Source organism: Planobispora rosea (genome assembly GCF_014648175.1).
GTDB lineage: Bacteria > Actinomycetota > Actinomycetes > Streptosporangiales > Streptosporangiaceae > Planobispora > Planobispora rosea.
Map to the genome: position 1 here is coordinate 1 of NZ_BMQP01000064.1, position 21,081 is coordinate 21,081.

The window sequence follows — 21,081 nt, forward strand, 5'->3', positions numbered from 1 at the left end:
GACATCCTTTCGGGGGCGAGCCCCTGATCTCGGATGTCCGTCCAACCGGATCAAGCCCAGTAGGTACTCCAGGAGGAAGGCGATGGCCTCACCGGCCTCGTTGAGCGCGGCGCGGCCGGGACTGATCTCCTGCAGGGCCAGCGCCGCCCGGCTGGGTTCCATCAGAGCGGCCGCGTCGCTGTGTGGCAGGCCGAGGAAACCGCACAATGCTTTGCCCGCGACGGAAGAGGCGACGGTCGCTGCGAAGTCGCCTCGACCGCGAAGGCCGATCTCGGCTTCGAAGGAGTCGACGTGCTCGCCTGCCAGGTGCCGGATGACTGGCTCGAACTCCGACAGCGCCCGCCTGGGCATGAGCCGGACCGCGGGCTGCCGCTGCGTTGCGTGCGCGGGGGCGTTCAGGCTGACCATCATCCGGTAGAGCTCCTGCACTCCGTAGGCCATGCTCCGGCGCGGGGGAACGTCCCTTTCCGGGAGGGGTCGTGGAATGAGCCACTGCCCGGCGTCGCGCAGCACCTCACCGCACGCCGCGTGAGACGTGGCCAGGAGCACGCCGTCCGGCGTCTCGATCACATCTCCCAATGCCCGCAATCGGCGATAGGCCGGGAAAGGGTCCGCTGCCTGGGCTGCGGCGGCGGACAGGCACGCCGCGTACGCACCGGCAGAGAGTAGATGGTCGCCGTTGGTAGTCATGACCTGGAAGCCTAGGGACCTTGACAACCTCCCGCTACTAAAAGTTATATAATGATTACTGCAAGTGACCATAGGGTGGGGGCCGCCCCCTTAGCGCCGGCCAACGCGGCGAACCGGGCCGGGCCCGACATGCCGAGGATGAGGACTGCAGATGCCCGACGACCACCAGCCGCAGCACCGCTACACCGCCCACGACACCGGTAGGCGCCCCCTGCGCATGCTTGTGGTCAATCTGCCACAACATGGACATGTCAATCCCACCCTCGGCGTCGTCCGGGAGCTGACCGAGCGCGGCCACCGGGTCAGTTACGTCACCACCGACACCTTCGCCCCACAGGTCACCGCCGCCGGTGCCGCCCCTGTTCTCCTGCGATCGGCGCACTGCCGCGCCGATGACGCGCCGGAGAGCCTGGCCGACGGAGCGATGCTGGCCCTGCAGGACGCCCGCTTGGCCCTCGCCGGCCTGACCGCGGCCTTCGACAGTGAGCCGCCCGATGCTGTACTGCACGACCTGCAGGCCTTCGCCGGCCCCGTCCTGGCCCGTCGCTGGGAGAAACCGGCCGTGCAGCTCAACCCCAGCCATGCCCTCTACCAGGGGTGGCAGGAGGAACTGCACGGCACGAGCGACCTCACCCGGCACGCCCTGTTCCCCGCCTTCGAAGCGTTCGCAGCCGAGCACGCGCCCGGCGTGCCCGCCCTGGACTTCCTCCTGCGCGCCGCTCACAGCGTGGTCTTCCTGCCCCGTAGCTTTCAACGCCGGTCAGAGACCGTGGGTGATGAGCATGCTTTCGTCGGGCCGGTCATCGACGAGCGCCCGCATCAGGGCGACTGGAGGCCGCGCGATGGATCCTCACCGGTCCTGCTGGTCTCCCTGGGCTCGCTCTACACCAACCGGCCCGCCTTCTTCGCCGAATGCATGGAGGCCTTCGCCGACGGCGCATGGCAGGTGGTCATGGCCGTAGGCGCAGGGCTCGACCTCGATGCGCTTCCCGCGATCCCGCCGAACATCGAGGTGCATCGCAGCGTCCCGCAGCTTCGGATCCTTGAACATGCGCAAGCGTTCATCACCCACGCGGGCATGGGCAGCACGATGGAAGCGATCGTCTACGGCGTTCCGATGGTCGCAATCCCGCAAATGGCCGAGCAACGCGTCAACGCCGACCAGATCGAACGCCTGGGCCTGGGACGCCACCTCGCTCAGGACCGCGTGAGCGGGCCTGCTTTGCGTCAGGCGGTTGAGAACGTCGCCGGGAACCCGGCCATCGCGGCAAACCTCGCCGCCATGCGCCAGGAGATCGGCCAGTGCGGTGGCGCCCGTGCCGCAGCTGACCTCATCGAGACGGCATGCGGATACACCATTCTGCCGATGGCACTCCCGCCAGCGATCGCCTGACCGGACAACACGCCGGGATTACCGCAATCCAGCCCACAATGACCTAACACCACCACCAGCGGGGACCAGACCGACCATGTCGTCGGCAGCATGCTGCCGTAGGGGCAAGAGAACCTTCATCCCGCCCTCTCGAAAACCGTCCCGGAACTCAGCTCTCCGGAGCGACGTTCCGGGAGGGGTTTCGGGACGATCCGAGGTGATCACTCCTGCGGAAACGCCAGCCGGAAACGATCTTGGCGGATCGTCCCAAAACCGAACGTTTTCGGGACGGCGCAGAGAGCCGATGGATACCCTTCGCCGTAACTCGGAGCTACTACCCCGGAACCGCTGGTATGCCGCCCGGCGTTCCTCCATCGTGGATTCCGTGGCGAAGCCAGACGAAACGGTCCCCACCCCACCCGACAAGCCACCCGCCTCCGGCGAAGGCCTGCGCCTGGCCCGCATCGGACCCGTGCTCACCCTCGCCCTGACCGGTGCCGTCCTGCTCAGCGTCGGCCTGTTCGTCGGCGCGCTGTGGCTGCTCGGCTTCCCGGACCTGACCCCGGTCGGTCCGAAGGGCATCTCACTGGCCCGCATGCTGGACCTGCTGAAGCTGTCCTTCGCCGTCGTCGCCGGTATCGGCGGCGTGATCGCCCTGGTGGTGGCCTACCGCAAACAGAAAGTCACCGAGGCCGCCGGACACCGCCAGCAGGCCGCCGAACTGCGCGCAGACGAAGCCCACCAGCGCGAGGCCACCAAGCTGTTCAACGAACGCTTCGCTACTGCCGCCGGACAACTCGGCCATGACGCCCCCGCCGTCCGCCTCACCGGCGTGCACGCCCTGGCCGGCCTGGCCGATGACGCCCCTACTCGGGAGCTGCGCCAGACCATGATTGATGTGCTGTGCGCTTACCTGCGCATACCGTATGCGCCTGATCCGGGTGAAGAGGGTGGGCGAGATGAGCGCTTGGCCTTCGCTGGGCTGCGCGAGGTCCGCCACACCATCATCCGCATCATCACCCATCTGCGCGACGGCGCCAGCACCTCCTGGCAAGGCCACGACTTCGACTTCACCGGTGTGGTCTTCGACGGCGGAGATTTCGCTCGGGCGGAGTTCTCCGGTGGCGAGGTTTCCTTCGACGGGGCGAAGTTCTCCGGCGGCACAGTTGACTTCCGCCACGTCTCCAACTGGTCGCATCCGCCGACGCTGCCGGGTCCGGCACCGGCGGGGCTGCTGTTGCCCAAGTTAACTGCCACTGCTGGTAAGTCAGAAGCTCCGGCGCCCGAAGCGGAGGAGACGGCAGAGTGAGCTTCCGGCGCGCCTCCGAGACACGATCATCGGTCTAACTTACGTTAACCGTCCTTCCCGTCAGACAGGATGACCTGCGGAAATACCGTCCTAAAAACCATCGTTTTCGGGACGGCGGTTTCCGGGCCGATTCAGTCCCGTCAGGGCGGCTGGGTGCTCTCACCGGCCGGGATCGGACGGCACACCTCCGCCGTATGGCTCAGCTCAGCGTCGGCGGACTTCTTTCCTCGGTGAATGGGCGCGCGTGCTCACCGACCTCGCAGCGGCTGACGGCTAGTCTCAAAGTGCCAGGTCAGCATCGAGGTCCTCGGCACGACCGCCTGCAAGCGACAAGGGGGAAAACAGCCACGATGGCGATCTTGCCCTGGCCGCGCGATGAGATCGAGCGCCTGGCCGAACTGCACGCCCTGGGGGCCCTGGAGGATGTGCCGGATCCGGATTTCTCCGCCATCGCCGCGGCGGCCGCCGAGATCTGCCAGACCCCGATCGGGCTGGTCAACTTGATCGGCCGGACCCGCCAGTACTTCAAGGGTCATGCCGGTATCGCCGCGGCCGGCATGGATCGCCAGGTGGCGTTTTGCCCCTACACCATCTGCGCACGGCAGCTGATGGAGATCCCTGATGCGCTGGCCGATCCGCGCTTTCGCGATGATCCGGCCGTGCTCGGCGAGCCGTATGCGCGTTTTTACGCCGGTGCGCCGGTGATCAGCGCCGCCGGTCATGCGCTGGGCACGGTGTGCGTGATGGCCCCGACTCCGCGCCGGCTGTCGGCCACCCAGCGCCGGATCCTGGCCACCTTGGCCACCGGGACCGCCGCTTTGCTGGCGGCCCAGCACCGCGGCGAGGCCCTGGAGCGGCTGCGCCAGCTCAGCATGCGCGAGGTGCACCTGCTGCAGCGCGTCACCGGTGAGTTGCATGCCCCGCTGACGACGCTGCGCGCCTACCTGCAGGTGATCGCCGACGGGGAGATGAACGCGGCCCTGGCCGATCAGCTGGCCAAGGCCCTGGCCCGCGCGCATGAGCCGCTGGCCGAATTGATCGATGAGCTGGTGCTGCTGGCCGGCCTCCACCGCCACCTGGCCGTCATCGTCGACCCACCCAGCACCCCGGCGGGCCGGCCGGAAAAAGGGCCGGCCTGATGGCCCGTGGGGTACGCGATGTCATTCCCCCGGACCCACCGCGCACCCCACATGATGCACCCGTCAGTAACTGTAGAGATACCCTCAGTGAAATGTGGGCGGATGGTTCGACCGGCAACTCCCTCCCTCTGTGGGCGGTATCCGATCACCGGTGCGGGCAGGGGCATCGGCAAGCTGCGGGCGCGACGCCCGCGACGCCATGGCGCGATCGCGACCGCCCTCCGGGGCCCGCGGGCACCGTCTTGCCGACAGACGGCATCCCGCACGATGCTCGCGGGCCCTTGCCACACCCGTCTGCACCACCCCGCCAGCCGCCCTCACCCGGCGGCTTGGGCGTCGATGCCAAAGGTGCGCGTCAGCGCGGCGGTCAGGTCGGCCTCGATGGGCAAGGCCGCCTCCAGGCCCGTCAGGCGCAGTACCCGCTCGAAGGCGCCGTGCACGCCGATCAGGCACAGCCAGCCGCCGGCCTCGACGGCCTTGCGTAGCCCGGCCAGCAGCGCGCGTAGCCCTGCCGAGTCGCAGAAGACCAGATCGTGGGCGTCGATGATGACGCGCACCCGGCCGCAGAAGATCGCGGTCTCGACCTGCAGGTCCAGCAGCAGGGCCGCCAGTGTGTCCAGGTCTCCCGACAGCACCAGCACCGTGCAGGCGGGATCGTCCTGGCGGATCTCGGTGATCGACAGGCGTGCGCTCATCACGGGCCTCCGCGTTCCCGGGGCGAGGGGACAGGGTGCCTGCCGTCAAGCGTAGACCTCGATCAAGGTCTGTCCCAGGCTACGGGGAAAGCGAGGCGGTCAGAACAAGCGCAGGGCGCCGGCCAGGCGCAGCGCCGCCACCGCCTCAACGGCGGCCACGGCAAGACCGGCAGCACCGCCCCAGGCGGCGGCCAGAGCGATCACTGCCGTGACGGCGCAGGCGATGGCGGCGGCGCCCAGCACCCACAGCGCCCCGGTGCGACCGGTGCGCCGTGCGGCAGACGACGATGTGGGCGAATTCACCCTCCCAGAATAAATAGTTACCGCAAGTGGTCAAGACGCCACGTATCGCAACTACCGGGAGCGGGGCGGGGCACCACCTCGCCCGCACCCTGGGCATCTTACGCACGGCGCTGAACGCCCCCCCTTTTCCCGGCGGCCGGACCGGCGCGGAGGCGGCACCGTACGGCCCGGCCGGTGCAGGGCGGCGATCAGGCACTGGTGCATCCACCAGCCCCGTCTTCTGGGGGGTTACCTCATCCGTTCGAGGTCCGCCGATTCCTGCGCTGACCGGGACGAACCGAAGGTCAAAGGGGGGCGCGCGGCGCGCCCCCTGTGCGGGGGTAAACGCCCCCCTTTTTCCGGCGGCCGCAGGCGGCCGCACCACGTCTTGCCGGGGGTAGCGCATCATCGCGGCGGAGCCTCACCGGAGGTCTGCGGGCCTGGCCGGCGCGCCACCAGCAGCGCATCCTCCACCACCTCGCGCACCTCGAAGTAGGCCAGCAGGCTGGTCAGCGTCAACAGCCGCCGGGCCCGGCCCTCGGATGGCACCACCAGCACCAGCCTCCCGCCGGCCGTCTCGACGGCCAGGCGGGCCTGAACCAGGGCACCCAGCGCGGCGGAGGAGGCGAACGTCACCGCCGTCAAATCCACCACCAGCGACAGTGGCCTGCCACCGTCGGTGAGGTCGGCCAGCTTGGCCTCGAAGACCGGGACGGTCAGCGCGTCCAGCTCGCCCACCAGGCGAAGGACCCATAGATCCTGTCCCAGGCGCCAGCTGCGGACCTCGGCCCGGGGAGGGTGCCCCTCGGTCATGCCATATTCCTGCCCGCGCTGCTCACCGCACGCAGTGTTGCATCTGCGGTCCGGCCCGGTCCAATGCGGGCATGCCCCGCAGGCCCGACGGCGCTCTCCCCTTCAGCGCAGCTCAGTCAGGCCGCGGACGGGGCTCGGGCAGGACACACCGTACTGCCCGGCACCTCGGGCCGGATCATACGGAGCCGCCACTGAGGCCGCTCCGGCTGCTCAGCGCGGCTGAACAGCCACTACGGCAGCGGCAGTCCGTCGGCGAAGCGCGCGCGAGGTCAGGGGCGGCTGTCGGCTGGTGGCTGCGAAGGTGATTCGGCGCCGGGCAGGGTCACGGTGAAGCAGGCGCCCGGATCGGCGGGGGTGTAGACGACGTCGCCGCCGTGGGCGCGGGCCAGCTCCCGGGTGATCCACAAGCCGAGGCCGACCGATTCGGGTGCGGCATCGGCGCTGCTGAAGCGGGAGAACAACACCTCGCGCTTGTCCTCGGGCACGCCCGGTCCGTGATCGCGCACGCAGATGGCGACCTGGTCGCCGGGGGCGGGGGCGGCGCTGATGACGATCGGGGGATCGCCGTGGCGCAGGGCGTTGGTGACCAGATTGATCAGGATCTGCTCCAGGCGCACGGGGTCGGCGCAGATCTTCATATCGCCGTCCATGGCGACGGTGACCGGGTGGGTCAGGTAGGTCAGGGCCGCATCGATGGCGGCGCGCAGCGGAACAGGCTGCAGGTCCAGGCGTAGCCGGCCCTCGGCGTCGACGCGGTCGGCGTCCAGCAGGCTGACGGCCAGGCGGCGGATCCGCGCGGTCTGGCGCAGCGCCATCTCGGTGAATGTGCGCCGCTGAGCGGCCGGCAGGTCGCCTTCGTCGTCATGCAGGGTCTCCAGGGCGAACTGCACCGAGGTCAGCGGGGAGCGCACGTCATGGGCCAGGGTCGAGGTCAGGGCGGCCCGCCAGCGTTCGGCCTGGGCGATCTCGTCACGGGCGCGGCGCAGGGCGGCGCGGTCGTGGCGGTGGTGGTCGACCTGGCGGGCGACCACCACCGCCACGGCGAGCAGGGTGGGGATGAACAAGGCCGCGCTGATGACGACCTGTGCGGGGCGGCCGGCGGCGATCATCGGGCCCAGGTAGGCCAGCAGCGCCGCCGGCGTCACCGCCAGGGCGGCGCGGGCAGGAAAATGCAGGCCGACCCAGACGAACACCAGCACGAAGAACGGCGCGGCGCCGGCGGCGATGCCTCCGGCCGCCCAGATGGAGGCAGCCAGGACGACGAAGGCCGGCGCGGTCAGCACCAGCGGGGCCCGCGGGTGCAGCCGTGCCCAGATCGGTGACCACCCTGCGGCGGCCGTGCTGGCCTGCAGCACGGCCAGGCCGAAAAACAGCGGCCGCTGACCGGCCGGGACCATCACGGTCTTCACCAGGGTCAGGGCCGCACCCAGGGCGAGCAGCAGCCCCATCTGCCGGGCGGCGTGGATGGGCCCTTCGCCCAGCACCGACCACTGTCGCATGGTGACCCCCTCGCCCCTCCGCACGGATAAACGCCCATACCCATACTTTTCCGGATAAACCGGTCATTTCTAGGGTGTGGTTGCGTGAGCCGTGTCCGAACCGGGGATCTGCCCGCGGAGGGGGCCTGAAGCTGGAAGCCGCACGCCCCGGTGGTCTCCTATCCGAAGCCGTTCGGCCGCCCCGCCCGCGGGGCGGGCTCAGACGGTGAACTGCGCCACGATGGTGTGCAGTTCGGCGGCGACCTCATCCAGCTGACCGGCGGTGTGGCGAGCCTTGGCCACCCCGGCGGTGGTGGTCTGCGCGGCGCCGGCGACCTGGGTGATGCCGGCGGCGATGTCGTCGGCGCCAACCGCGGCCTCGGAGATGTTGCGGCTCATCTCCCCGGAGGTGGCGCTCTGCTCCTCCACCGCGGCGGCGATGGTGGTGGAGTGCTCGCTGACGGTCGTGATGACCCCGCTGATCCCGCTGATGGCCGCGATCGCCGCGTCGGTGTCGGCCTGGATGGCCTCGATCCGGCGGGCGATGTCCTCGGTGGCCTTGGCGGTCTCCTGGGCCAGGTCCTTGACCTCACCCGCGACCACCGCAAATCCCTTGCCCTGCTCGCCCGCGCGGGCGGCTTCGATGGTGGCATTCAGCGCCAGCAGGTTGGTCTGCTCGGCGATCGAGGTGATGGTCTTGATCACGCTGCCGATCTCCGCGCTGGAGGCGCCCAGCTTTGCGACGGTCTCCCCGGCGTCCCGTACCGTGCGCACGCCGGTGTCGGCCACCCGGGCCGCCTCCGAGACACTGCCGGCGATCTCAGCGATGGTGGCGCTCATCTCCTCGCTGGCCGCGGCGATGGTCTGCACGTTGGCCGAGACCTGCTCGGCGGTGGCGGCGACCTGGCCCGAGCGCGCGGCGGTGCCGGTGGCGGCGCCGTCCATCTCGGCCGAGACCGTGCCCAGCTCGCGGGAGGCACCGCTCAGCGTCGCGCTGTGGCGGGCGATCACCTCGAAGGTCCCCCGCAGCACGCTCACGGTCTGGGCCAGCGCGCGGGCCATGTCCCCGAGTTCGTCGCGGCGGGCGGTGTCGACGGCGGCGGTCAAATCCTTGGCCGCGATGGTGCGCAACGTCTGCACGCTGGCAGCCAGCGGCCGGGTGATGCTCCGGGTCACGGCCACGGCCAGGGCGGCGGCCAGCAGCAGGCACAACGCGCCCGCGCCCAGCATCAGCCGCAGGGAGTTGTCGCTGGTGGCGCGGGCGTCGGCGGCCGCGGCGGCGGCGTTGGCCACGGCCTCATCGGCCAGCTCGTCCACGGCGGTGGCGGCCCGCTCGAAGTGCTCCAGCGCCTCACCGGCCGCCAGATCGTTGGCCTCCTCGATCCGGGTGGGCGTGCCATCACGGTAGGCGGCGACGATGCGCCCGTCGACGTCCATGAAGTCCGCGAACGCGCTCTCGGCCCGCCGCAGGTCCTCACGCTGGGTCGCGGTCAGCTCCAGACCTGCCAGCTTGTCCAGGTCACCGCGGAAGGCGGCGGTGGAGGCCAGGAAATTCTTACGCTGGCCGACAGCGTCATCGGCGGCGCCCGGTACGCCCCGCAGGGCGTCGAAGGCGTATCCGGTCTGCCAGCCGGCGAAGTCGGCGGTGCGGAACTTGGCCGTCAGCGCCGCACCGCGCACCGTCGTGCTCGCCTCCAGCCGCTCGGTCGCCTCCCGCGCCGAGGAGATGCCGGCAGCACCCACGCCGACCGCGCCGCACAACAGCACGCCCACCACCGCGAACGCGCTGCCCAGGCGCGCGCCGACCTTCAAATCGTTGATCTTCATCATGTCCGATTTCCTGCGTTGCCATATCTGTCTCATCCGCCGAGCACCGTCTGCGCCCGTGGTCTGACCATCGACCTCCCCGGCCGTGGGGTAAGCGAAATCACCACACTCGGAAAGTCTGCACCGAGCCACGGCGATCCACTTCGTCACCGCCACCGATCACTCCGGCGGCCCGGGTCCATGCGACTGCTACGCCGTGCCCGACGTCCTGGGCCCTGAGGATGTGCTCGTGCAGGACTTCTGCATCCCGACCCGCCGGGCGTTCGAGTGGTGGTACCGGCTCCTGGACCTGCGCGTCGAGAACAGCACGAAGGATGCATCATGAACGGAGACAACCGCCGGCCCTCAACCGCCTGCACCAGCGCCGACTTGGAGTTCTTGACGCTGGGCGCCACCGTCGGCCGCTCCGCCCGGCCCCTGGAGGCCCTGGGCGTGGTGATCGACCCGCGCGAGTTCGCCGAAAACATCCTGGCCCGCACCAGCGGCGCCCCGACCCGCTTCCTCCGACAGCGGCCAGAGCGCTGGGCCGGGCGCTGCTGGTCGTGGCCGCCTATCTCCCGCCCGCCAAGTGACCTGCGGCCGACGTGCATTACCGGATCATCTCCGGTGGACACCAGTGATCGCTGCACGAGAATGCAGGTCGGGCCGGTCGGACCGGACATCCTTGATCATCGCCCGTGCGAAGGAGCTACCTCCGGTGATCTCCCCTCCTGAACAACGGCTCGGTGACGTCGTCGTCGACCCCAGCCTCCTCGCGCACGTACGCGAGGAGGCTGCAGAAAGCGCGGCGATCCTCAGCCGAGTATCGTGCCGGGGTTCAATCAGGAGTGATTGTCCGGCTACCCAACACTTTCTGAGCGCCCGAAACCGCGGACGGATCCGGGGGATCTCCTGCCGTTGGAGAACACCGGAGCGTTCTCCAGCCCCCGCCCCGGAGCAGGCGGCCGCCGAACGCTCTGGCGGCCTCAGGTGAAGTTGCGTAGGCGCCCCGTGACCACGCAGTTCAGGGAGCTCACCTCAAGCCGGTAGTAGGCAGTGGTGTCGAGGTTGCGTACCTTGAACGTTGAGCTGGTGAGGAGGAACTTGCTGCCCCCTGCCACGTGCGGCCAGTTGGTGCCTCTGAGCTCATACAGGTCCCACCTGACGTGGCAGCCCGGGCCGGCGAGGCGGACTTCAAGCCATCCTTCTGTACTGTGCGGCTCCAGGCCGGGAGACGTTCCGCAGGGAAGCGGGTTGGTGGTGCACCACCGTGTGCCGTACGGCTCCGCCGCCGCAGGTCCGCCGAACATCAATGGTGCCGCAAGCGCGATCGCCGCCGCGCCGGCGGCCGCCGTGAACGGCCTCGTTCTACACATCGCCATAACCCGTGTCCTCGCTTTCCTCGTTCTTCCGAAAACCGCATGCGCCGGGCCCGGTCCGCGAGAACCGGACCGGTTCGCGACCCGAGTTGACTCGCGCACTGACATGTGTAGCCGTTCGGAGGTTGTGCGGCTTCGGGGCAAATGGTGCACAATCAACACCGCACAACCCCCGATCCGCCGGAGGTAGAGCATGCCGCGTCCCGACCGTCCCCTGGACCCGGAGGCGGATGCCGTCCAGCGGCTGGAAGGACAGGTCGGCGTACATGTTCGCCGCGGTGTCGATGACGGTGGCCACCGTGCGGTCGTAGTGGCGCTCTTCCCAGCCACGCTCGCACAGGGTGATGACGCGAGCCATGGTGAGCAGGGCCTGGGTGGTGCTGCCGCCGCTGCGGGCGCAGTCAAGGGCGGCATCGGTGACGGTGCCGGGCGGGGTCTGCTGCATGCGGTGTGTCCTTGGAATGCGGCGGCCCCGCACACCGTGAGGTGCGCGGGACCGAAGACGAGGTGTCAGGAGCTGTGATCGTCCGATCCGGCGTAGCGTCCCGGATCGGGTGGGGGAACGCGGTGGGCCGGTGCGCCCGGCCAAGGGATGTCGCAGGTCAGGTGCATGACGGCGCTTTCGCGTCCGCGTGGAGAGGCGAGCTGGGGGTTGCTGGTGTCCGTGCCGAGTCTCCAGGCGCGATCCACAGCTCCTGCTGGCGGGCGCCGTGGCAGACGACGGTGTAGCCGGGGTCAGCGGCGTTGGCCTCGACCTGGGACCCGGTCCAGTCGGCGGCCGCGACGAACTCGACCAGATGCCCGTACGGGCACAGGAACACCACCCCGTTGCGGGTGCGGCGCACCAACGGTCGCACGTGGTGCGGACGGGGCTGGGGCGCCTTCCCGAGCGGAAGGTGATTCATCGTCGACGGTCCTTTCTGGGGAGCGGCGGCCGACCGTCGATCCGCGTCAAGGGGACTGCCCGGCGCGGTCGCTTCTCCCGTCGGAAGGTGTTCCTTTCCCGGCCCGGCGCGCCTGGCCATCAGGTGAACTTCCGGGGCAGCGGTTCGCGCAGGGCGCGCCACGTACGGCGCCGCGGTGGTCAGGGCCGCTGGTACCAGCGGGTGCGGGCGCGCTTGCCCTGGTGACGCCGCGGTGCCCGGCCCTGGCTCGAGTAGTGCACCTTCACGGGGCGGCGCGGAGCGTTCGGGAGCCGGCGCGGCACCTTCGGCAGCGGCTCATACCCGCACGGCCGGGCCCCGCCGAGCTGCTCCTTGAACGCGTAGGTGACGACCTTGCGCGGCTTGTCCATCGCCCAGGAGAGGATCCCGGCGCCCCGCTCGCATTGGAACGTCCAGATGCCGTCATACGGATCGCCAGTGGTGCCGTATGTGCCGCTGTAGTCCAGGTACACGGTCACGGTGCGGTGGTCATCCTCCAGCCGCATCCAGATCGCGAGCGATCCGCCGTCCGTGATGCGCCGCCAGCCTCTGCCTTTCGGTACCCACCGGCGGGTTCTGCGCTTGCCCACCGATCAGCCCTCCACCGGGTCGCTGATGCTGAGCACGCCCTCCAGCAGCAGGGTCTGGTCGTCGCAGGTGAGGCCCAGTGTCCAGCCGTGCGGTGCCGGGGCGATCGTGATGGTGCCGGTGAGGGTGAGCGTGCGGGTGGACTGTTGCCCGCCGGTGTAGGTCGTGATGGTGATCGTCTCGCCGTGGCACTCCATGAGGTGCGTGACGGCGGCCTGGGCGTCATCGAGCCGGGTCAGGTCGAACTGCTGCATGGTGCTCCTTAAGGAGAGGTTGTCCCTGTGAGGTCCCGTTTTGGCGGGCGCGGGAGATGAAAGGCGGTTACGGGCCGGCCTCGAAGCCCTGGGCGGCCGTGCGGAGCGCGCAGGGCTCGACGTGCTCTTGGAGAAAGTGCCGCCTGAGGCGATCGGCTACCACCCGTTGGGGCTGGGGTCGAAAAAGCCCGTTGCCCAGCAGCGGCCATGGCCAGGCGAGTCACTGCGGGCCGTACAGCGGCACGTCAAGGTCATCAAGGGGGTGCAGGTGGCGGGAGATCAGCGCTGTGGCCTGCGCTACGGCAAGGGCGCCAGGCGAGGCGGACACCTGCGAAGAGATGGGCTACTGGATGTCGGTCTTGCGGGCCCCGTAGACGTGCCCGCCCATCTGCAGGCGAAGCGGGACGAGCACGTCGCGCAACACCCCCTTGAGCAGCTCGTGCGGTTCAGCGTGTCCGGCGACCTCGTCGGCTCCGATGCGGAGCCTGACGGCGACAATCATCCGCACCGCACGACCTCCTCGCGTGCCTTTCGTCGACGGGTGGAACCCGCCAGCACCCGGCGACCGGAGGAACTGCTGGTTGTTGTCGGGGAACCCGGTGCGGTCGGGGCGGCACCCGTAGCCCGATGAGGTGGGCGCGGCGTGCGCCGCCGCCCGGATCCACGCCGACCGGTTCGTCAAAGGCCCGCACCGCTCTGGCCGAGCAGATCAGCGCCGCGCGCGGCCTCCCTCACCTTCCGGAAGGGCCGAGCCCACCGGCGCGGACCCGGATCCGGTACAGCAGGCCCTACCGGTGAGGTACAGCAGGCCCTACCAGTGAACGGCCGCCTGCAGTATCGACCCGCGCCCGTGCCGGCTTCTAGCGTTTTCTCATGATCACTCCCCGTTCCCGCCGGTGGACCGGCACCTGCGCCGTCGCCCTTGCCGTACTGGGCAGCCTGACCGCGACCGGCACCCCGGCCGCCGCGTCCCCGGTGCGCGCCGGCCCGGCAGAGGACACCGTACGGCGCATGCTGCACGACCTCGTCCGCAAAGACGGCTTCCCGGCGGCCCTGGCCGCCGTGCAGGACCGCGACGGGCGTACCCGCCACCACTCCGCCGGGGTGGCCGACCTGAAGACAGGAGCCAAGGCCCCGGCCGACGGATACGTGCGCATCGGCAGCAACACCAAGACCTTCACCGCCGTGGTCGTCCTGCAACTGGTCGGCGAGGGCAGGGTGAGGCTCGATGAGCCGGTCGAGACCTACCTGCCCGGCCTGCTGCGCGGCGAGGGCGTCGACGGGCGGCGCATCACCGTACGGCAGTTGCTGCAGCACACCAGCGGCCTGCCGGAGTACACCGACCGTCTGGCCACATCCGCCCTGTCCTTCCGGCACACCTATTTCCAGCCTCGCCGGCTGCTGGACATGGCGCTGGAGAAGAAGGCGACCTTCGCCCCCGGCACCCGCCGGCAGTACAGCAATACCAACTACATCGTCGCCGGCCTGCTCATCGAGCAGGTCACCGGTCGGCCGGTGATTGAGGAGATCATCGAACGGACAATCAGGCGGATCGGCCTGCGCCACACCTATTTCCCGAACGTCGGCGATGAGAGGATCCGCACCCCCCACGCCAAGGGCTACCACCAAAACGACCCGCAGGCGCCGATGACCGACGCCACCCGGTGGGATCCGTCCGCTGCCTGGGCCGCGGGTCAGATGATCTCCACTCTCGGTGACCTCAACCGTTTCTTCACCGCCCTGCTCGGCGGCGAGTTGCTCAAGCCCGAACAGCTCGAGCAGATGCGCACCACCGTCGAGGCCCCCGAGATGGGACGTGGCGGGAGATACGGGCTCGGCCTGAGCAGCATCACGTTGAGCTGCGGCGGCCGGGCCTGGGGGCACGGCGGAACCTTCCCCGGCTACTACACCGCCAACTCGGCCACCGACGACGGCCGTGCCGCCGCGATCGCCGTCACCCACCTGCCCGCCGATGCGTCCGCGCTCAAGCACGTCGAGGCTGCGCTCGACACCGCGCTGTGCGCAAAATCGTGACTTGCCTCCCCGCAACGGTATGGTTGCCGGCGGTGGGCGCCTTAAGCGGCTGGTCGGGTTCATCGAGGACTCGACAGCGGACGACTTCCGGACCCGCGTCCGCCGGACGTTCACCGCCGCCCGGAGAGCCTGCCACCGGTCACGCCATCCGGGGAAACGACGAAATCCCGCCCGATCGGAATGATCAGATGGGATCTCGTCAACTACCTGCAGGCCATTTCAAGTGAACCGCGCCGGGTTTCGTGGAGTCGGTGATCTCCACCGATCCCGGTGCGGTTCACCCCAGAAAACCTGGACCGCTTCAGCCTCATGTCGGCCCGGCTACTCGGAGGCCGTCAGACGCGCGGCGCCGGCCTGGGCAGGCCGACCACGGGACCGCACGCCGTCGAGGACGATTCGTACGAGGTTCCCCGTTTCGGTCTCGTCCAACGGGACGCCGAGGACGACCGCCCGGAAGAAGACGGTACCGCCGATCGCCTGCACCAGGAGGTCGGCGGGTGCGTCGGCGGCGACCTCCCCGCGACGGGCGGCACGGTGGAGCACCTGGCGCAGTGCGGCCGCGGTCGGGGCGAGGAACCGGTCCCGCACGTGAGCGCGGAAGGCCTCGTCGGCGGCGAAGTCGGCGAGCACGCCGTTGATCGCGGCTGCCGCGGCGGGCGCGGACAGCTCGGTCCGCAGCGCGTCGATGAGCGCGATCAGGTCCGTCTCCAGGTCGCCGTGGTCCGGTACCGAACGGGGGCCGAGCTCGGTGAAGACCGTCTCGTACACCAGGTGTGCTTTGGTCCGCCAGCGGCGGTAGATCGATGCGCGGGCGACCCCGGCCCGGCGGGCCACCAGTTCCAGTGACATGGCGCGGTAGCCGATCTCCATCAGCAGTCCGACGGTCGCGGCGGCGATGGCTCGGTCCAGGGCGGGGTCGCGGGGGCGACCCCGGGGAAGCGTCGTCATACTGATTAGTATACGATTCGTCTTGTATAGTAATTCAATGCGAACAGCCTCGATCCGTTTGACCGATCTGTGGCCACGACGGTCGTCCGCAGCGGCGCTGCCCCCCGGCCAGCGGGAACTGCGGGTGTTCCCGCGTTTCTCCGACAACCCCCTGCGGCCACTGCCGTCATCGCCGGAGCCGGCCACGCTGTCGGTCGGCGGAGCCGTCCGCCGCGAGCTGACCGTCACCGTGGATCAGCTGCCCGACCTGGTGCCCCGGACCACGATCACCGCAGACTTCCACTGTGTGACCACCTGGTCGGTGTGTGACCTCAGGTGGAGCGGTGTCCCCTTCGAAGCGTTCTGGCACGAGGTGATCATGCCGCGCTGCGAGCCGGAGCCCGACGTCGACGGCGTCGTCGTGCGTGGCCTGGACGGCGTCCAGGCGATCATCCGGCTCGATGACGCCCTGCAGCCGGACGTACTGCTCGCCGACCGGCTCGACGACGCAGCGCTCAGCCCGGTGCACGGAGCCCCGCTGCGCTTCGTCTCGCCGCAGCAGTACGGCTACAAGAACATCAAGCACGTGTGCGGCATCGAGCTGTACCGCACGACGCCGGCCAGCACCTACGGCGCCAAGGAGCATCCCCGGGCGCGCGTCGCGTTCGAAGAGCGGCATTCCATCATCCGGGGCGCCGCCCTGCGCTGGCCGTACCGGCTGGCGGTGCCGCTGACCGCTTCCCTGGCCGAACGCTCCGCCCGCCGTTCCTGAGACGCAGGGTCTGAGCGGTGCTGGCACCGGTGTGGCCGAACCGGTCTGATCGCGCTCAAGCCGGAGGCCGCCCGGTCGGTTTCCGGGCGGCCTTTGCAGGTCGACGGCAGGGTGTGCCGGGTTCGCAGGTCCTGCCATCGGCGTGCCCGCCCGATCAGATGGGCCTGTAGCGCGGATTGTCGCCGTACCGGAGAAAGGAGTAGGAGGCCTCAGGGGGAGTGAAACGTTCCTGGGCCTCGGCCAGCGACTCCTCCAGCCAGCGCCGGTACAGGGTGGCGAAGCCGATCTCCAGGCAGTACAGCCCCGTGCTGGAATCGAGACCGTCCACCCACACGGTGCCGCGGCGGGGACCGCGCACGACCAGGAACAGCCAGTCGCCGCAGCCGATCTCCGCGATCGGCAGCCGGCCGTCGCCCCATGGGTCACCGGTGTAGGTCTCCTTCAGGCGCTGGTAGTGCGCGACGTACTGCGGGTCGGCATCCAGCCTGGCCTCGTGCTCTTCCCAGCTGCCCGGCGCTCCGGCGAGCTCGCCGAAATCGACGTCTTGGGTCAGGGGGCAGTCGCGTCCCAGCGAGTCGAGGCCGCCGAACCGCTCGTCCATGGCCTCCAGCGCTTCCTGCAGCGGGATGAGGCCGTGGTACGGCCCCGCGCCCCCGTCGCCGATCGTCGTGATGAAGTGGCGGTATCCGCGCGGCAGGGGTGCGCCGACGGTGCGTTCCGCCCGCGCCAGGACTTCCGTCTCGACGACAGGCCCCAGCCGGTATCGGTGGTTCCCGATTGACCGGCGCCCGGGCCGGGACAGGCCGGCAAGCTCCGTCAGCCGCTGCCGGACCAGGTCTGCGTCGAGTTCCACGCTGCGATCCTAAGGCCTGTCCTGTGAATCTTTAGCTCAGGAGTTCCCCCTGGTCACCCATGGGACAGGCATGGTGCACCGGGGAGACCTCACCGATCAGCAGCGGGCGCAGATCAGTCCGCTGCTGCCCGAAGGCGGCGGTCAGGGCGGCCAATGGCGCGATTGGCGCGATCACCGGCAGGTGCTCAACGGGATTTTGTGGCAGGCCCGCACCGCAGCGCCCTGGCGGGATGTCCCCGAGCGCTACGGCCCCTGGAAGACGCTGCATGAGCGGCTGCGCCGGTGGAGTGCCGACGACACCTGGGAAGCGATCTTCGAGCACGTCAAAGCGAGCGTCCAGGCCGAGGAGACGGGTCTGGACGAGGCGGTGTATGAGGTGGCGGTCGACTCCACCGTCACCCGGGCGCACCCGCATGCTGCCGGCGCCCGGAAAAAGGGGGCGGCGCAGCCATCGGCGCCTCGGGTGCGACGGTGGAGGCCGTCGACGGCGAGGCGCTGGGCCGCTCCCGGGGCGGCCTGAGCAGCACGTTGCACCTGGCGGTGGATACCTGCTGCCGGGTGCTGGCGGTCATCCTGTCTGCCGGTCAGGCCGGAGACAACCCGCACTTGATCCCGCTGCTCGATCAGGTGCGCCCGCCCCTTGGCTATCGGCGCCCGGCGGGCTGGTGGTTTCGGGTGATCGCCGATAAGGCCTACAGCGCCCGTGCCACCCGCGGTTACCTGCGGCGGCGCCGGATCGCCGCGACGATCCCGGAAAAGAAGGACCAACTGGCCCAGCGCCGCAAGCGCGGAGCGCGGGGCGGCCGGCCGTACACCTTTGATCCGGAGATCTACAAGCGGCGCAATGTGGTGGAACGCGCGATCGCGCGGCTGAAGCGGTACCGCGCGCTGGCTTCTCGCTACGCCAAACGCGCGGTCATCCACCGCAGCCAGATCCTGCTGGTCGCCACCGCGGACTGGCTCTCATGATTCACAGGACAGGCCTTAGATGCCAAGGCGAAGGCGGCTCAGCAACGCCTCGGCCCGCACGCTCAGCTCGCGCGGGCTGAAGGGCTTGATGAGGTAGTCATCGGCGCCGGCTTGAAAGCCCGCCTCCACATCGGCCTCATGCGCCTTGGCGGTGAGCATCAGCACCGCGAGGTGCTGACCCTCCGGCAGCGCGCGCAACCGACGGCAGATCTCCGGCCCGGTCAGCCCGGGCAGCATCCAATCCAGCACCACCAGATCGAAGCGCTCGCCGGCGACCGCGGCCAGCGCCGCGGTCCCGTCGCCGACCGCGCGCACCTGGTGGCCGGCCTGCTCCAGGCGAAAGACGATCAGATCCCGGATGTCGGCGTCGTCATCGACGACCAGCATGCGCGCCATACGCTCCCCCGCCTGACTTCCATCCCCTAGATCCCTTTAGCCCGCTATGCCCTTTTTTGGTGCGGATATGCGCGGGCACGGGTGCAGCGGCCGCATCCAGCTGCGCGAGCGCTGTCATCTCCCACCGAACGTGCGGGCCTGTCTGGAATCTGCGCGCTGTCTCACCTGGCCGACCGCACCGATCCGCTGTTCACCGAGGACGCCGCCACGCTGATCCACACCGCCAGCCGCGGCTGTCCTCGCGCGATCAACAACCTGGTCATCCAGGCCCTGCAGGCCACCTTCATCGCCGACAAGACCATCGTCGATGAGTCGTGCGCCCGCGCCGCCGTCAACGAGGTCATCGCCGCAGAATAAAGATCAATAGACTGTGAATTCCTGAGATAAACTTGGGCTGAGCCGGGCTGGGCCGCCCCTGTTGTTACGTTCCTTTCGGCTTTCCGCAGAAAAGACGGCGCACATGAGCGACACCGCGAAACAACACTCGGCCTGGACGTTCCTGACCCATCACACCCGAGTACTGCGGATGATCGCCGCCGACCCGCAGGCGCGGCTTCGCGACATCGCCGCCGCGATCGGCATCACCGAGCGAGCCGTCGGGCGCATCGTGAGCGATCTACGCCAGGCGGGTTACATCGACCGGCAGCGCGAGGGCCGGCGCAACCGCTATGCGATCCTCCCCGGCCGCCATCTACGGCATCCCAGCCAGCGCACCATTCCTGTCCAGGCCCTCCTGGACCTGTTCCACCATGGTGGCGGCGCCTCAGGTCCTGCCGCCGACGACGTCACAACGACCGAAGGCCGAAAAGAACCCACTGCCCTGCTGTGATGATCCGCCCCGGCGACCAAGACCGGCTAACCCGGACGGCAAGCTGCACATCAAGCCGACAGCCTGCACATCAAGATCCCGTGAGGCACGCCTGGCGGGATCTGCTCATGCCGCCACGTCACCACCGTCAATGACGCGTTCATCACCATCTTGAGCGCCCGTCAACAGGTGGACGACGCCGCAGGTGTGCTGGATCCCGCCCATCTGCCGGCCGGCCCGCCCGATCCAGGCCGCGACCGGGGCGCCGGCCTGTGGCTGATTGGCCGGGTGTGCGATGCGGTGGTCATCGACCGCCGGCCCAAAACGTCACGCCTACGCATGATCATGAGACTGGCGGCGGCCTGAGGAGGCCCGGCACACAACGCTCCCGCATGCGGCGGGAGCGCCCCTGGGCCCGGCTGTGCCGTAAGGCGGCCGGGATGCTCACCGCCTCAGCAGGCGCTCCAGCTGCGGATCGCGCGGAAACAGCTCGATCAGCTGGGTCAGCTCCAGCAGCCGCTGCAGATACCCATGGGCATGAGCCAGGTGCAGCCATCCACCGGCCGAGGTGGCGCGGCGCTGGCCGGCAATCAGGGTGTGCAGGCCACCCGAGTCACAAAACCCCAGGCCTGCGGCATCGATGACCAGGCGGCTGCGGCCACGGGCCAGGGCCTGGTCGATCGATTGGCGCAGGTGATCGGCGGTCAGGACATCGATCTCGCCATCCAGAGTGATCACTGTGACCGCCGGGTGGTCAGTGGTGGTCAGCGACAGCATGGTCATGCGGGGGCTTCCCCCTCCCAGCGGCTATCGGTGGCAGCGGCCGGCACAGGCGCCGGTCGGCGGTAACCGCTTTCGTTCTCTACCGTAGGCCCGCAGGAGGGGGTGTTGACAACCCACCGTGACACCTGTTCGTGAATATGGCGCCTCGCCTATGATCACGACTCCGTCCAATCCTCCAACACAGCTGGCCCCACGTGCTCTGCCCAGGCGCGGAGAAGCGTTCTCAACGTCGTCGAGGGCGTCACCGTACGGACCGGAGCCGGCGTGGATACGGCAGCGCCCGGCCTCGTGCTCGGTGTGAGCGGCGCCTGGGCCCACAGCGGGCCACGCCAGCCGTACTCGCACACCGCGCTCTGTCAGCCGACCGCGTCCCGGCCATTCAGCAGGCCAGCTGAGGGGGCAGATCAAGTACGCCGGGCCCTCAGCGATTCGGCCTCATGCGCTGGAAGGCGCCCTTGAACGCCTTCCAGATCGCCTTTGAGGGCCGCCTCACCCCTGCCAACCTCTGACCACTTCAACAGCCGAGATCAGCCGTTAAGTTGACACTCCCAATGCGACCTCTCAAGTCGCGCGCGTAAGCGCCGATAGATGAGTGTATGCGAGCGGACATCGGTTGCGGATGGGACAAGACGGGGCGGTTCATGCCTGCCTGGTTGGTGTGCGCGCTGGGGCAGGTGCTCGGTGCGGTGGTGTTCTTCACGCTACCGGGGGGAACCGGGCAGGCAGCGCTGATGGTGGTGCTCAATGGGCTGGGTGGCGTCCTCGGGGCGGTGTAAAAAGCTCGACGAGGTAGGTGCCGCGGGTGGATCTT

The 21,081-nt window shown here is 69.4% G+C and carries 27 protein-coding genes and 1 pseudogene; 12 read left to right on the forward strand and 16 right to left on the reverse strand.

Annotation, left to right across the window (positions count from 1 at the left end; all coding sequences use genetic code 11):
• Positions 1-690 (reverse strand): cytochrome P450 family protein (locus IEZ08_RS36585; protein ID WP_189244014.1); only part of this gene is annotated, 690 nt, incomplete at its 3' end.
• Between the two features lie 151 nt (positions 691-841).
• Between IEZ08_RS36585 and IEZ08_RS36590 the strand changes: the two genes are divergently transcribed.
• From IEZ08_RS36590 to IEZ08_RS36600, 3 genes are all read left to right on the forward strand, one after another.
• On the forward strand, positions 842-2,083 hold the full coding sequence (locus IEZ08_RS36590) for a macrolide family glycosyltransferase (protein WP_189244015.1): 1,242 nt from the start codon (positions 842-844) through the stop codon (positions 2,081-2,083).
• Positions 2,084-2,447: 364 nt separating this feature from the next.
• Complete coding sequence (locus IEZ08_RS36595) at positions 2,448-3,371, forward strand: pentapeptide repeat-containing protein (protein WP_068923584.1); 924 nt, start codon at positions 2,448-2,450, stop codon at positions 3,369-3,371.
• 350 nt (positions 3,372-3,721) lie between these two features.
• The gene (locus IEZ08_RS36600; protein WP_189244016.1) at positions 3,722-4,510 is read left to right on the forward strand and encodes a GAF domain-containing protein; all 789 of its coding nucleotides are present in this window, start codon (positions 3,722-3,724) and stop codon (positions 4,508-4,510) included.
• Between the two features lie 317 nt (positions 4,511-4,827).
• Here the strand turns inward: IEZ08_RS36600 and IEZ08_RS36605 are convergent, their stop codons facing one another.
• The 5 genes from IEZ08_RS36605 to IEZ08_RS36625 form a co-directional block, all read right to left on the reverse strand.
• The gene (locus IEZ08_RS36605) at positions 4,828-5,205 is read right to left on the reverse strand and encodes an STAS domain-containing protein (protein ID WP_189244017.1); all 378 of its coding nucleotides are present in this window, start codon (positions 5,203-5,205) and stop codon (positions 4,828-4,830) included.
• Between the two features lie 99 nt (positions 5,206-5,304).
• Positions 5,305-5,508, reverse strand: a complete 204-nt coding sequence (locus tag IEZ08_RS36610) for a hypothetical protein (protein ID WP_141703969.1) — start codon at positions 5,506-5,508, stop codon at positions 5,305-5,307.
• A 384-nt stretch (positions 5,509-5,892) separates the two neighbouring features.
• The gene (locus IEZ08_RS36615) at positions 5,893-6,300 is read right to left on the reverse strand and encodes an STAS domain-containing protein (RefSeq protein ID WP_068923581.1); all 408 of its coding nucleotides are present in this window, start codon (positions 6,298-6,300) and stop codon (positions 5,893-5,895) included.
• A gap of 269 nt (positions 6,301-6,569) precedes the next feature.
• Positions 6,570-7,799, reverse strand: a complete 1,230-nt coding sequence (locus IEZ08_RS36620) for a sensor histidine kinase (protein ID WP_189244018.1) — start codon at positions 7,797-7,799, stop codon at positions 6,570-6,572.
• A 198-nt stretch (positions 7,800-7,997) separates the two neighbouring features.
• Positions 7,998-9,608, reverse strand: coding sequence for a methyl-accepting chemotaxis protein (locus IEZ08_RS36625; protein WP_084780100.1), 1,611 nt, complete (start codon positions 9,606-9,608; stop codon positions 7,998-8,000).
• Positions 9,609-9,801: 193 nt separating this feature from the next.
• Between IEZ08_RS36625 and IEZ08_RS40435 the strand changes: the two genes are divergently transcribed.
• On the forward strand, positions 9,802-9,930 hold the full coding sequence (locus IEZ08_RS40435; protein ID WP_268249398.1) for a hypothetical protein: 129 nt from the start codon (positions 9,802-9,804) through the stop codon (positions 9,928-9,930).
• The gene (locus tag IEZ08_RS36630; protein WP_141703967.1) at positions 9,927-10,319 is read left to right on the forward strand and encodes a hypothetical protein; all 393 of its coding nucleotides are present in this window, start codon (positions 9,927-9,929) and stop codon (positions 10,317-10,319) included. The genes IEZ08_RS40435 and IEZ08_RS36630 overlap by 4 nt, the downstream gene beginning before the upstream one ends.
• Before the next feature lie 251 nt (positions 10,320-10,570).
• On the opposite strand, the gene IEZ08_RS36635 is transcribed toward IEZ08_RS36630, so the two are convergent.
• From IEZ08_RS36635 to IEZ08_RS36660, 6 genes are all read right to left on the reverse strand, one after another.
• Positions 10,571-10,960 carry a hypothetical protein gene (locus IEZ08_RS36635; protein WP_189244019.1) on the reverse strand — a complete coding sequence of 130 codons (390 nt, stop codon included), beginning with the start codon at positions 10,958-10,960 and terminating at the stop codon, positions 10,571-10,573.
• Entirely contained in the window at positions 10,953-11,408 is a 456-nt protein-coding gene (locus IEZ08_RS36640) for a hypothetical protein (protein WP_068923579.1), read from the reverse strand. The genes IEZ08_RS36635 and IEZ08_RS36640 overlap by 8 nt, the downstream gene beginning before the upstream one ends.
• A gap of 157 nt (positions 11,409-11,565) precedes the next feature.
• The gene (locus tag IEZ08_RS36645) at positions 11,566-11,868 is read right to left on the reverse strand and encodes a hypothetical protein (RefSeq protein ID WP_141703965.1); all 303 of its coding nucleotides are present in this window, start codon (positions 11,866-11,868) and stop codon (positions 11,566-11,568) included.
• Positions 11,869-12,047: 179 nt separating this feature from the next.
• Positions 12,048-12,365 carry a hypothetical protein gene (locus tag IEZ08_RS36650; RefSeq protein ID WP_141703963.1) on the reverse strand — a complete coding sequence of 106 codons (318 nt, stop codon included), beginning with the start codon at positions 12,363-12,365 and terminating at the stop codon, positions 12,048-12,050.
• A 114-nt stretch (positions 12,366-12,479) separates the two neighbouring features.
• On the reverse strand, positions 12,480-12,728 hold the full coding sequence (locus tag IEZ08_RS36655) for a hypothetical protein (RefSeq protein ID WP_068923576.1): 249 nt from the start codon (positions 12,726-12,728) through the stop codon (positions 12,480-12,482).
• A 343-nt stretch (positions 12,729-13,071) separates the two neighbouring features.
• On the reverse strand, positions 13,072-13,236 hold the full coding sequence (locus IEZ08_RS36660) for a hypothetical protein (RefSeq protein ID WP_176728495.1): 165 nt from the start codon (positions 13,234-13,236) through the stop codon (positions 13,072-13,074).
• 365 nt (positions 13,237-13,601) lie between these two features.
• Here IEZ08_RS36660 and IEZ08_RS36665 point away from each other — a divergent pair, with 365 nt between their 5' ends.
• Positions 13,602-14,762, forward strand: coding sequence for a serine hydrolase domain-containing protein (locus IEZ08_RS36665; protein WP_189244020.1), 1,161 nt, complete (start codon positions 13,602-13,604; stop codon positions 14,760-14,762).
• A gap of 321 nt (positions 14,763-15,083) precedes the next feature.
• On the opposite strand, the gene IEZ08_RS36670 is transcribed toward IEZ08_RS36665, so the two are convergent.
• On the reverse strand, positions 15,084-15,710 hold the full coding sequence (locus IEZ08_RS36670; RefSeq protein WP_068923574.1) for a TetR/AcrR family transcriptional regulator: 627 nt from the start codon (positions 15,708-15,710) through the stop codon (positions 15,084-15,086).
• A 37-nt stretch (positions 15,711-15,747) separates the two neighbouring features.
• Between IEZ08_RS36670 and IEZ08_RS36675 the strand changes: the two genes are divergently transcribed.
• A complete protein-coding gene (locus IEZ08_RS36675; RefSeq protein ID WP_068923573.1) occupies positions 15,748-16,461 on the forward strand; it encodes a molybdopterin-dependent oxidoreductase in 714 nt (237 codons plus the stop codon).
• A 154-nt stretch (positions 16,462-16,615) separates the two neighbouring features.
• On the opposite strand, the gene IEZ08_RS36680 is transcribed toward IEZ08_RS36675, so the two are convergent.
• Positions 16,616-17,314 carry an SMI1/KNR4 family protein gene (locus IEZ08_RS36680; protein ID WP_068923572.1) on the reverse strand — a complete coding sequence of 233 codons (699 nt, stop codon included), beginning with the start codon at positions 17,312-17,314 and terminating at the stop codon, positions 16,616-16,618.
• Between the two features lie 70 nt (positions 17,315-17,384).
• On the opposite strand from IEZ08_RS36680, the pseudogene IEZ08_RS36685 reads away from it, so the two are divergent.
• A pseudogene (locus IEZ08_RS36685) lies at positions 17,385-18,283 on the forward strand (IS5 family transposase).
• Between the two features lie 15 nt (positions 18,284-18,298).
• Here IEZ08_RS36685 and IEZ08_RS36690 read toward each other — a convergent pair.
• Positions 18,299-18,679: a response regulator transcription factor gene (locus IEZ08_RS36690; RefSeq protein ID WP_068923569.1), complete on the reverse strand. Its 381-nt coding sequence runs from the start codon at positions 18,677-18,679 to the stop codon at positions 18,299-18,301.
• Positions 18,680-18,760: 81 nt separating this feature from the next.
• Between IEZ08_RS36690 and IEZ08_RS36695 the strand changes: the two genes are divergently transcribed.
• From IEZ08_RS36695 to IEZ08_RS36705, 3 genes are all read left to right on the forward strand, one after another.
• The gene (locus IEZ08_RS36695; RefSeq protein WP_068923568.1) at positions 18,761-19,036 is read left to right on the forward strand and encodes a hypothetical protein; all 276 of its coding nucleotides are present in this window, start codon (positions 18,761-18,763) and stop codon (positions 19,034-19,036) included.
• A gap of 103 nt (positions 19,037-19,139) precedes the next feature.
• On the forward strand, positions 19,140-19,508 hold the full coding sequence (locus IEZ08_RS36700) for a helix-turn-helix transcriptional regulator (protein WP_068923567.1): 369 nt from the start codon (positions 19,140-19,142) through the stop codon (positions 19,506-19,508).
• Positions 19,509-19,676: 168 nt separating this feature from the next.
• A complete protein-coding gene (locus IEZ08_RS36705) occupies positions 19,677-19,853 on the forward strand; it encodes an ATP-binding protein (RefSeq protein WP_141703961.1) in 177 nt (58 codons plus the stop codon).
• A 78-nt stretch (positions 19,854-19,931) separates the two neighbouring features.
• Here IEZ08_RS36705 and IEZ08_RS36710 read toward each other — a convergent pair whose 3' ends face one another.
• Positions 19,932-20,270 carry an STAS domain-containing protein gene (locus IEZ08_RS36710; RefSeq protein WP_068923566.1) on the reverse strand — a complete coding sequence of 113 codons (339 nt, stop codon included), beginning with the start codon at positions 20,268-20,270 and terminating at the stop codon, positions 19,932-19,934.
• Positions 20,271-20,866: 596 nt separating this feature from the next.
• Here IEZ08_RS36710 and IEZ08_RS36715 point away from each other — a divergent pair.
• Complete coding sequence (locus IEZ08_RS36715; protein ID WP_189244021.1) at positions 20,867-21,046, forward strand: hypothetical protein; 180 nt, start codon at positions 20,867-20,869, stop codon at positions 21,044-21,046.
• Positions 21,047-21,081 lie beyond the last annotated feature (35 nt).

Coding starts and splice junctions, on each gene's coding strand:
- IEZ08_RS36590 (WP_189244015.1), top strand. CDS start 842: ATGCCCGACGACCACCAGCCGCAGCACCGCTACACCGCCCACGACACC.
- IEZ08_RS36600 (WP_189244016.1), top strand. CDS start 3,722: ATGGCGATCTTGCCCTGGCCGCGCGATGAGATCGAGCGCCTGGCCGAA.
- IEZ08_RS36605 (WP_189244017.1), bottom strand. CDS start 5,205: ATGAGCGCACGCCTGTCGATCACCGAGATCCGCCAGGACGATCCCGCC.
- IEZ08_RS36615 (WP_068923581.1), bottom strand. CDS start 6,300: ATGACCGAGGGGCACCCTCCCCGGGCCGAGGTCCGCAGCTGGCGCCTG.
- IEZ08_RS36620 (WP_189244018.1), bottom strand. CDS start 7,799: ATGCGACAGTGGTCGGTGCTGGGCGAAGGGCCCATCCACGCCGCCCGG.
- IEZ08_RS36625 (WP_084780100.1), bottom strand. CDS start 9,608: ATGATGAAGATCAACGATTTGAAGGTCGGCGCGCGCCTGGGCAGCGCG.
- IEZ08_RS36630 (WP_141703967.1), top strand. CDS start 9,927: ATGAACGGAGACAACCGCCGGCCCTCAACCGCCTGCACCAGCGCCGAC.
- IEZ08_RS36635 (WP_189244019.1), bottom strand. CDS start 10,960: ATGTGTAGAACGAGGCCGTTCACGGCGGCCGCCGGCGCGGCGGCGATC.
- IEZ08_RS36640 (WP_068923579.1), bottom strand. CDS start 11,408: ATGCAGCAGACCCCGCCCGGCACCGTCACCGATGCCGCCCTTGACTGC.
- IEZ08_RS36645 (WP_141703965.1), bottom strand. CDS start 11,868: ATGAATCACCTTCCGCTCGGGAAGGCGCCCCAGCCCCGTCCGCACCAC.
- IEZ08_RS36655 (WP_068923576.1), bottom strand. CDS start 12,728: ATGCAGCAGTTCGACCTGACCCGGCTCGATGACGCCCAGGCCGCCGTC.
- IEZ08_RS36665 (WP_189244020.1), top strand. CDS start 13,602: ATGATCACTCCCCGTTCCCGCCGGTGGACCGGCACCTGCGCCGTCGCC.
- IEZ08_RS36670 (WP_068923574.1), bottom strand. CDS start 15,710: ATGACGACGCTTCCCCGGGGTCGCCCCCGCGACCCCGCCCTGGACCGA.
- IEZ08_RS36675 (WP_068923573.1), top strand. CDS start 15,748: ATGCGAACAGCCTCGATCCGTTTGACCGATCTGTGGCCACGACGGTCG.
- IEZ08_RS36690 (WP_068923569.1), bottom strand. CDS start 18,679: ATGGCGCGCATGCTGGTCGTCGATGACGACGCCGACATCCGGGATCTG.
- IEZ08_RS36700 (WP_068923567.1), top strand. CDS start 19,140: ATGAGCGACACCGCGAAACAACACTCGGCCTGGACGTTCCTGACCCAT.
- IEZ08_RS36710 (WP_068923566.1), bottom strand. CDS start 20,270: ATGACCATGCTGTCGCTGACCACCACTGACCACCCGGCGGTCACAGTG.
- IEZ08_RS36715 (WP_189244021.1), top strand. CDS start 20,867: ATGCGAGCGGACATCGGTTGCGGATGGGACAAGACGGGGCGGTTCATG.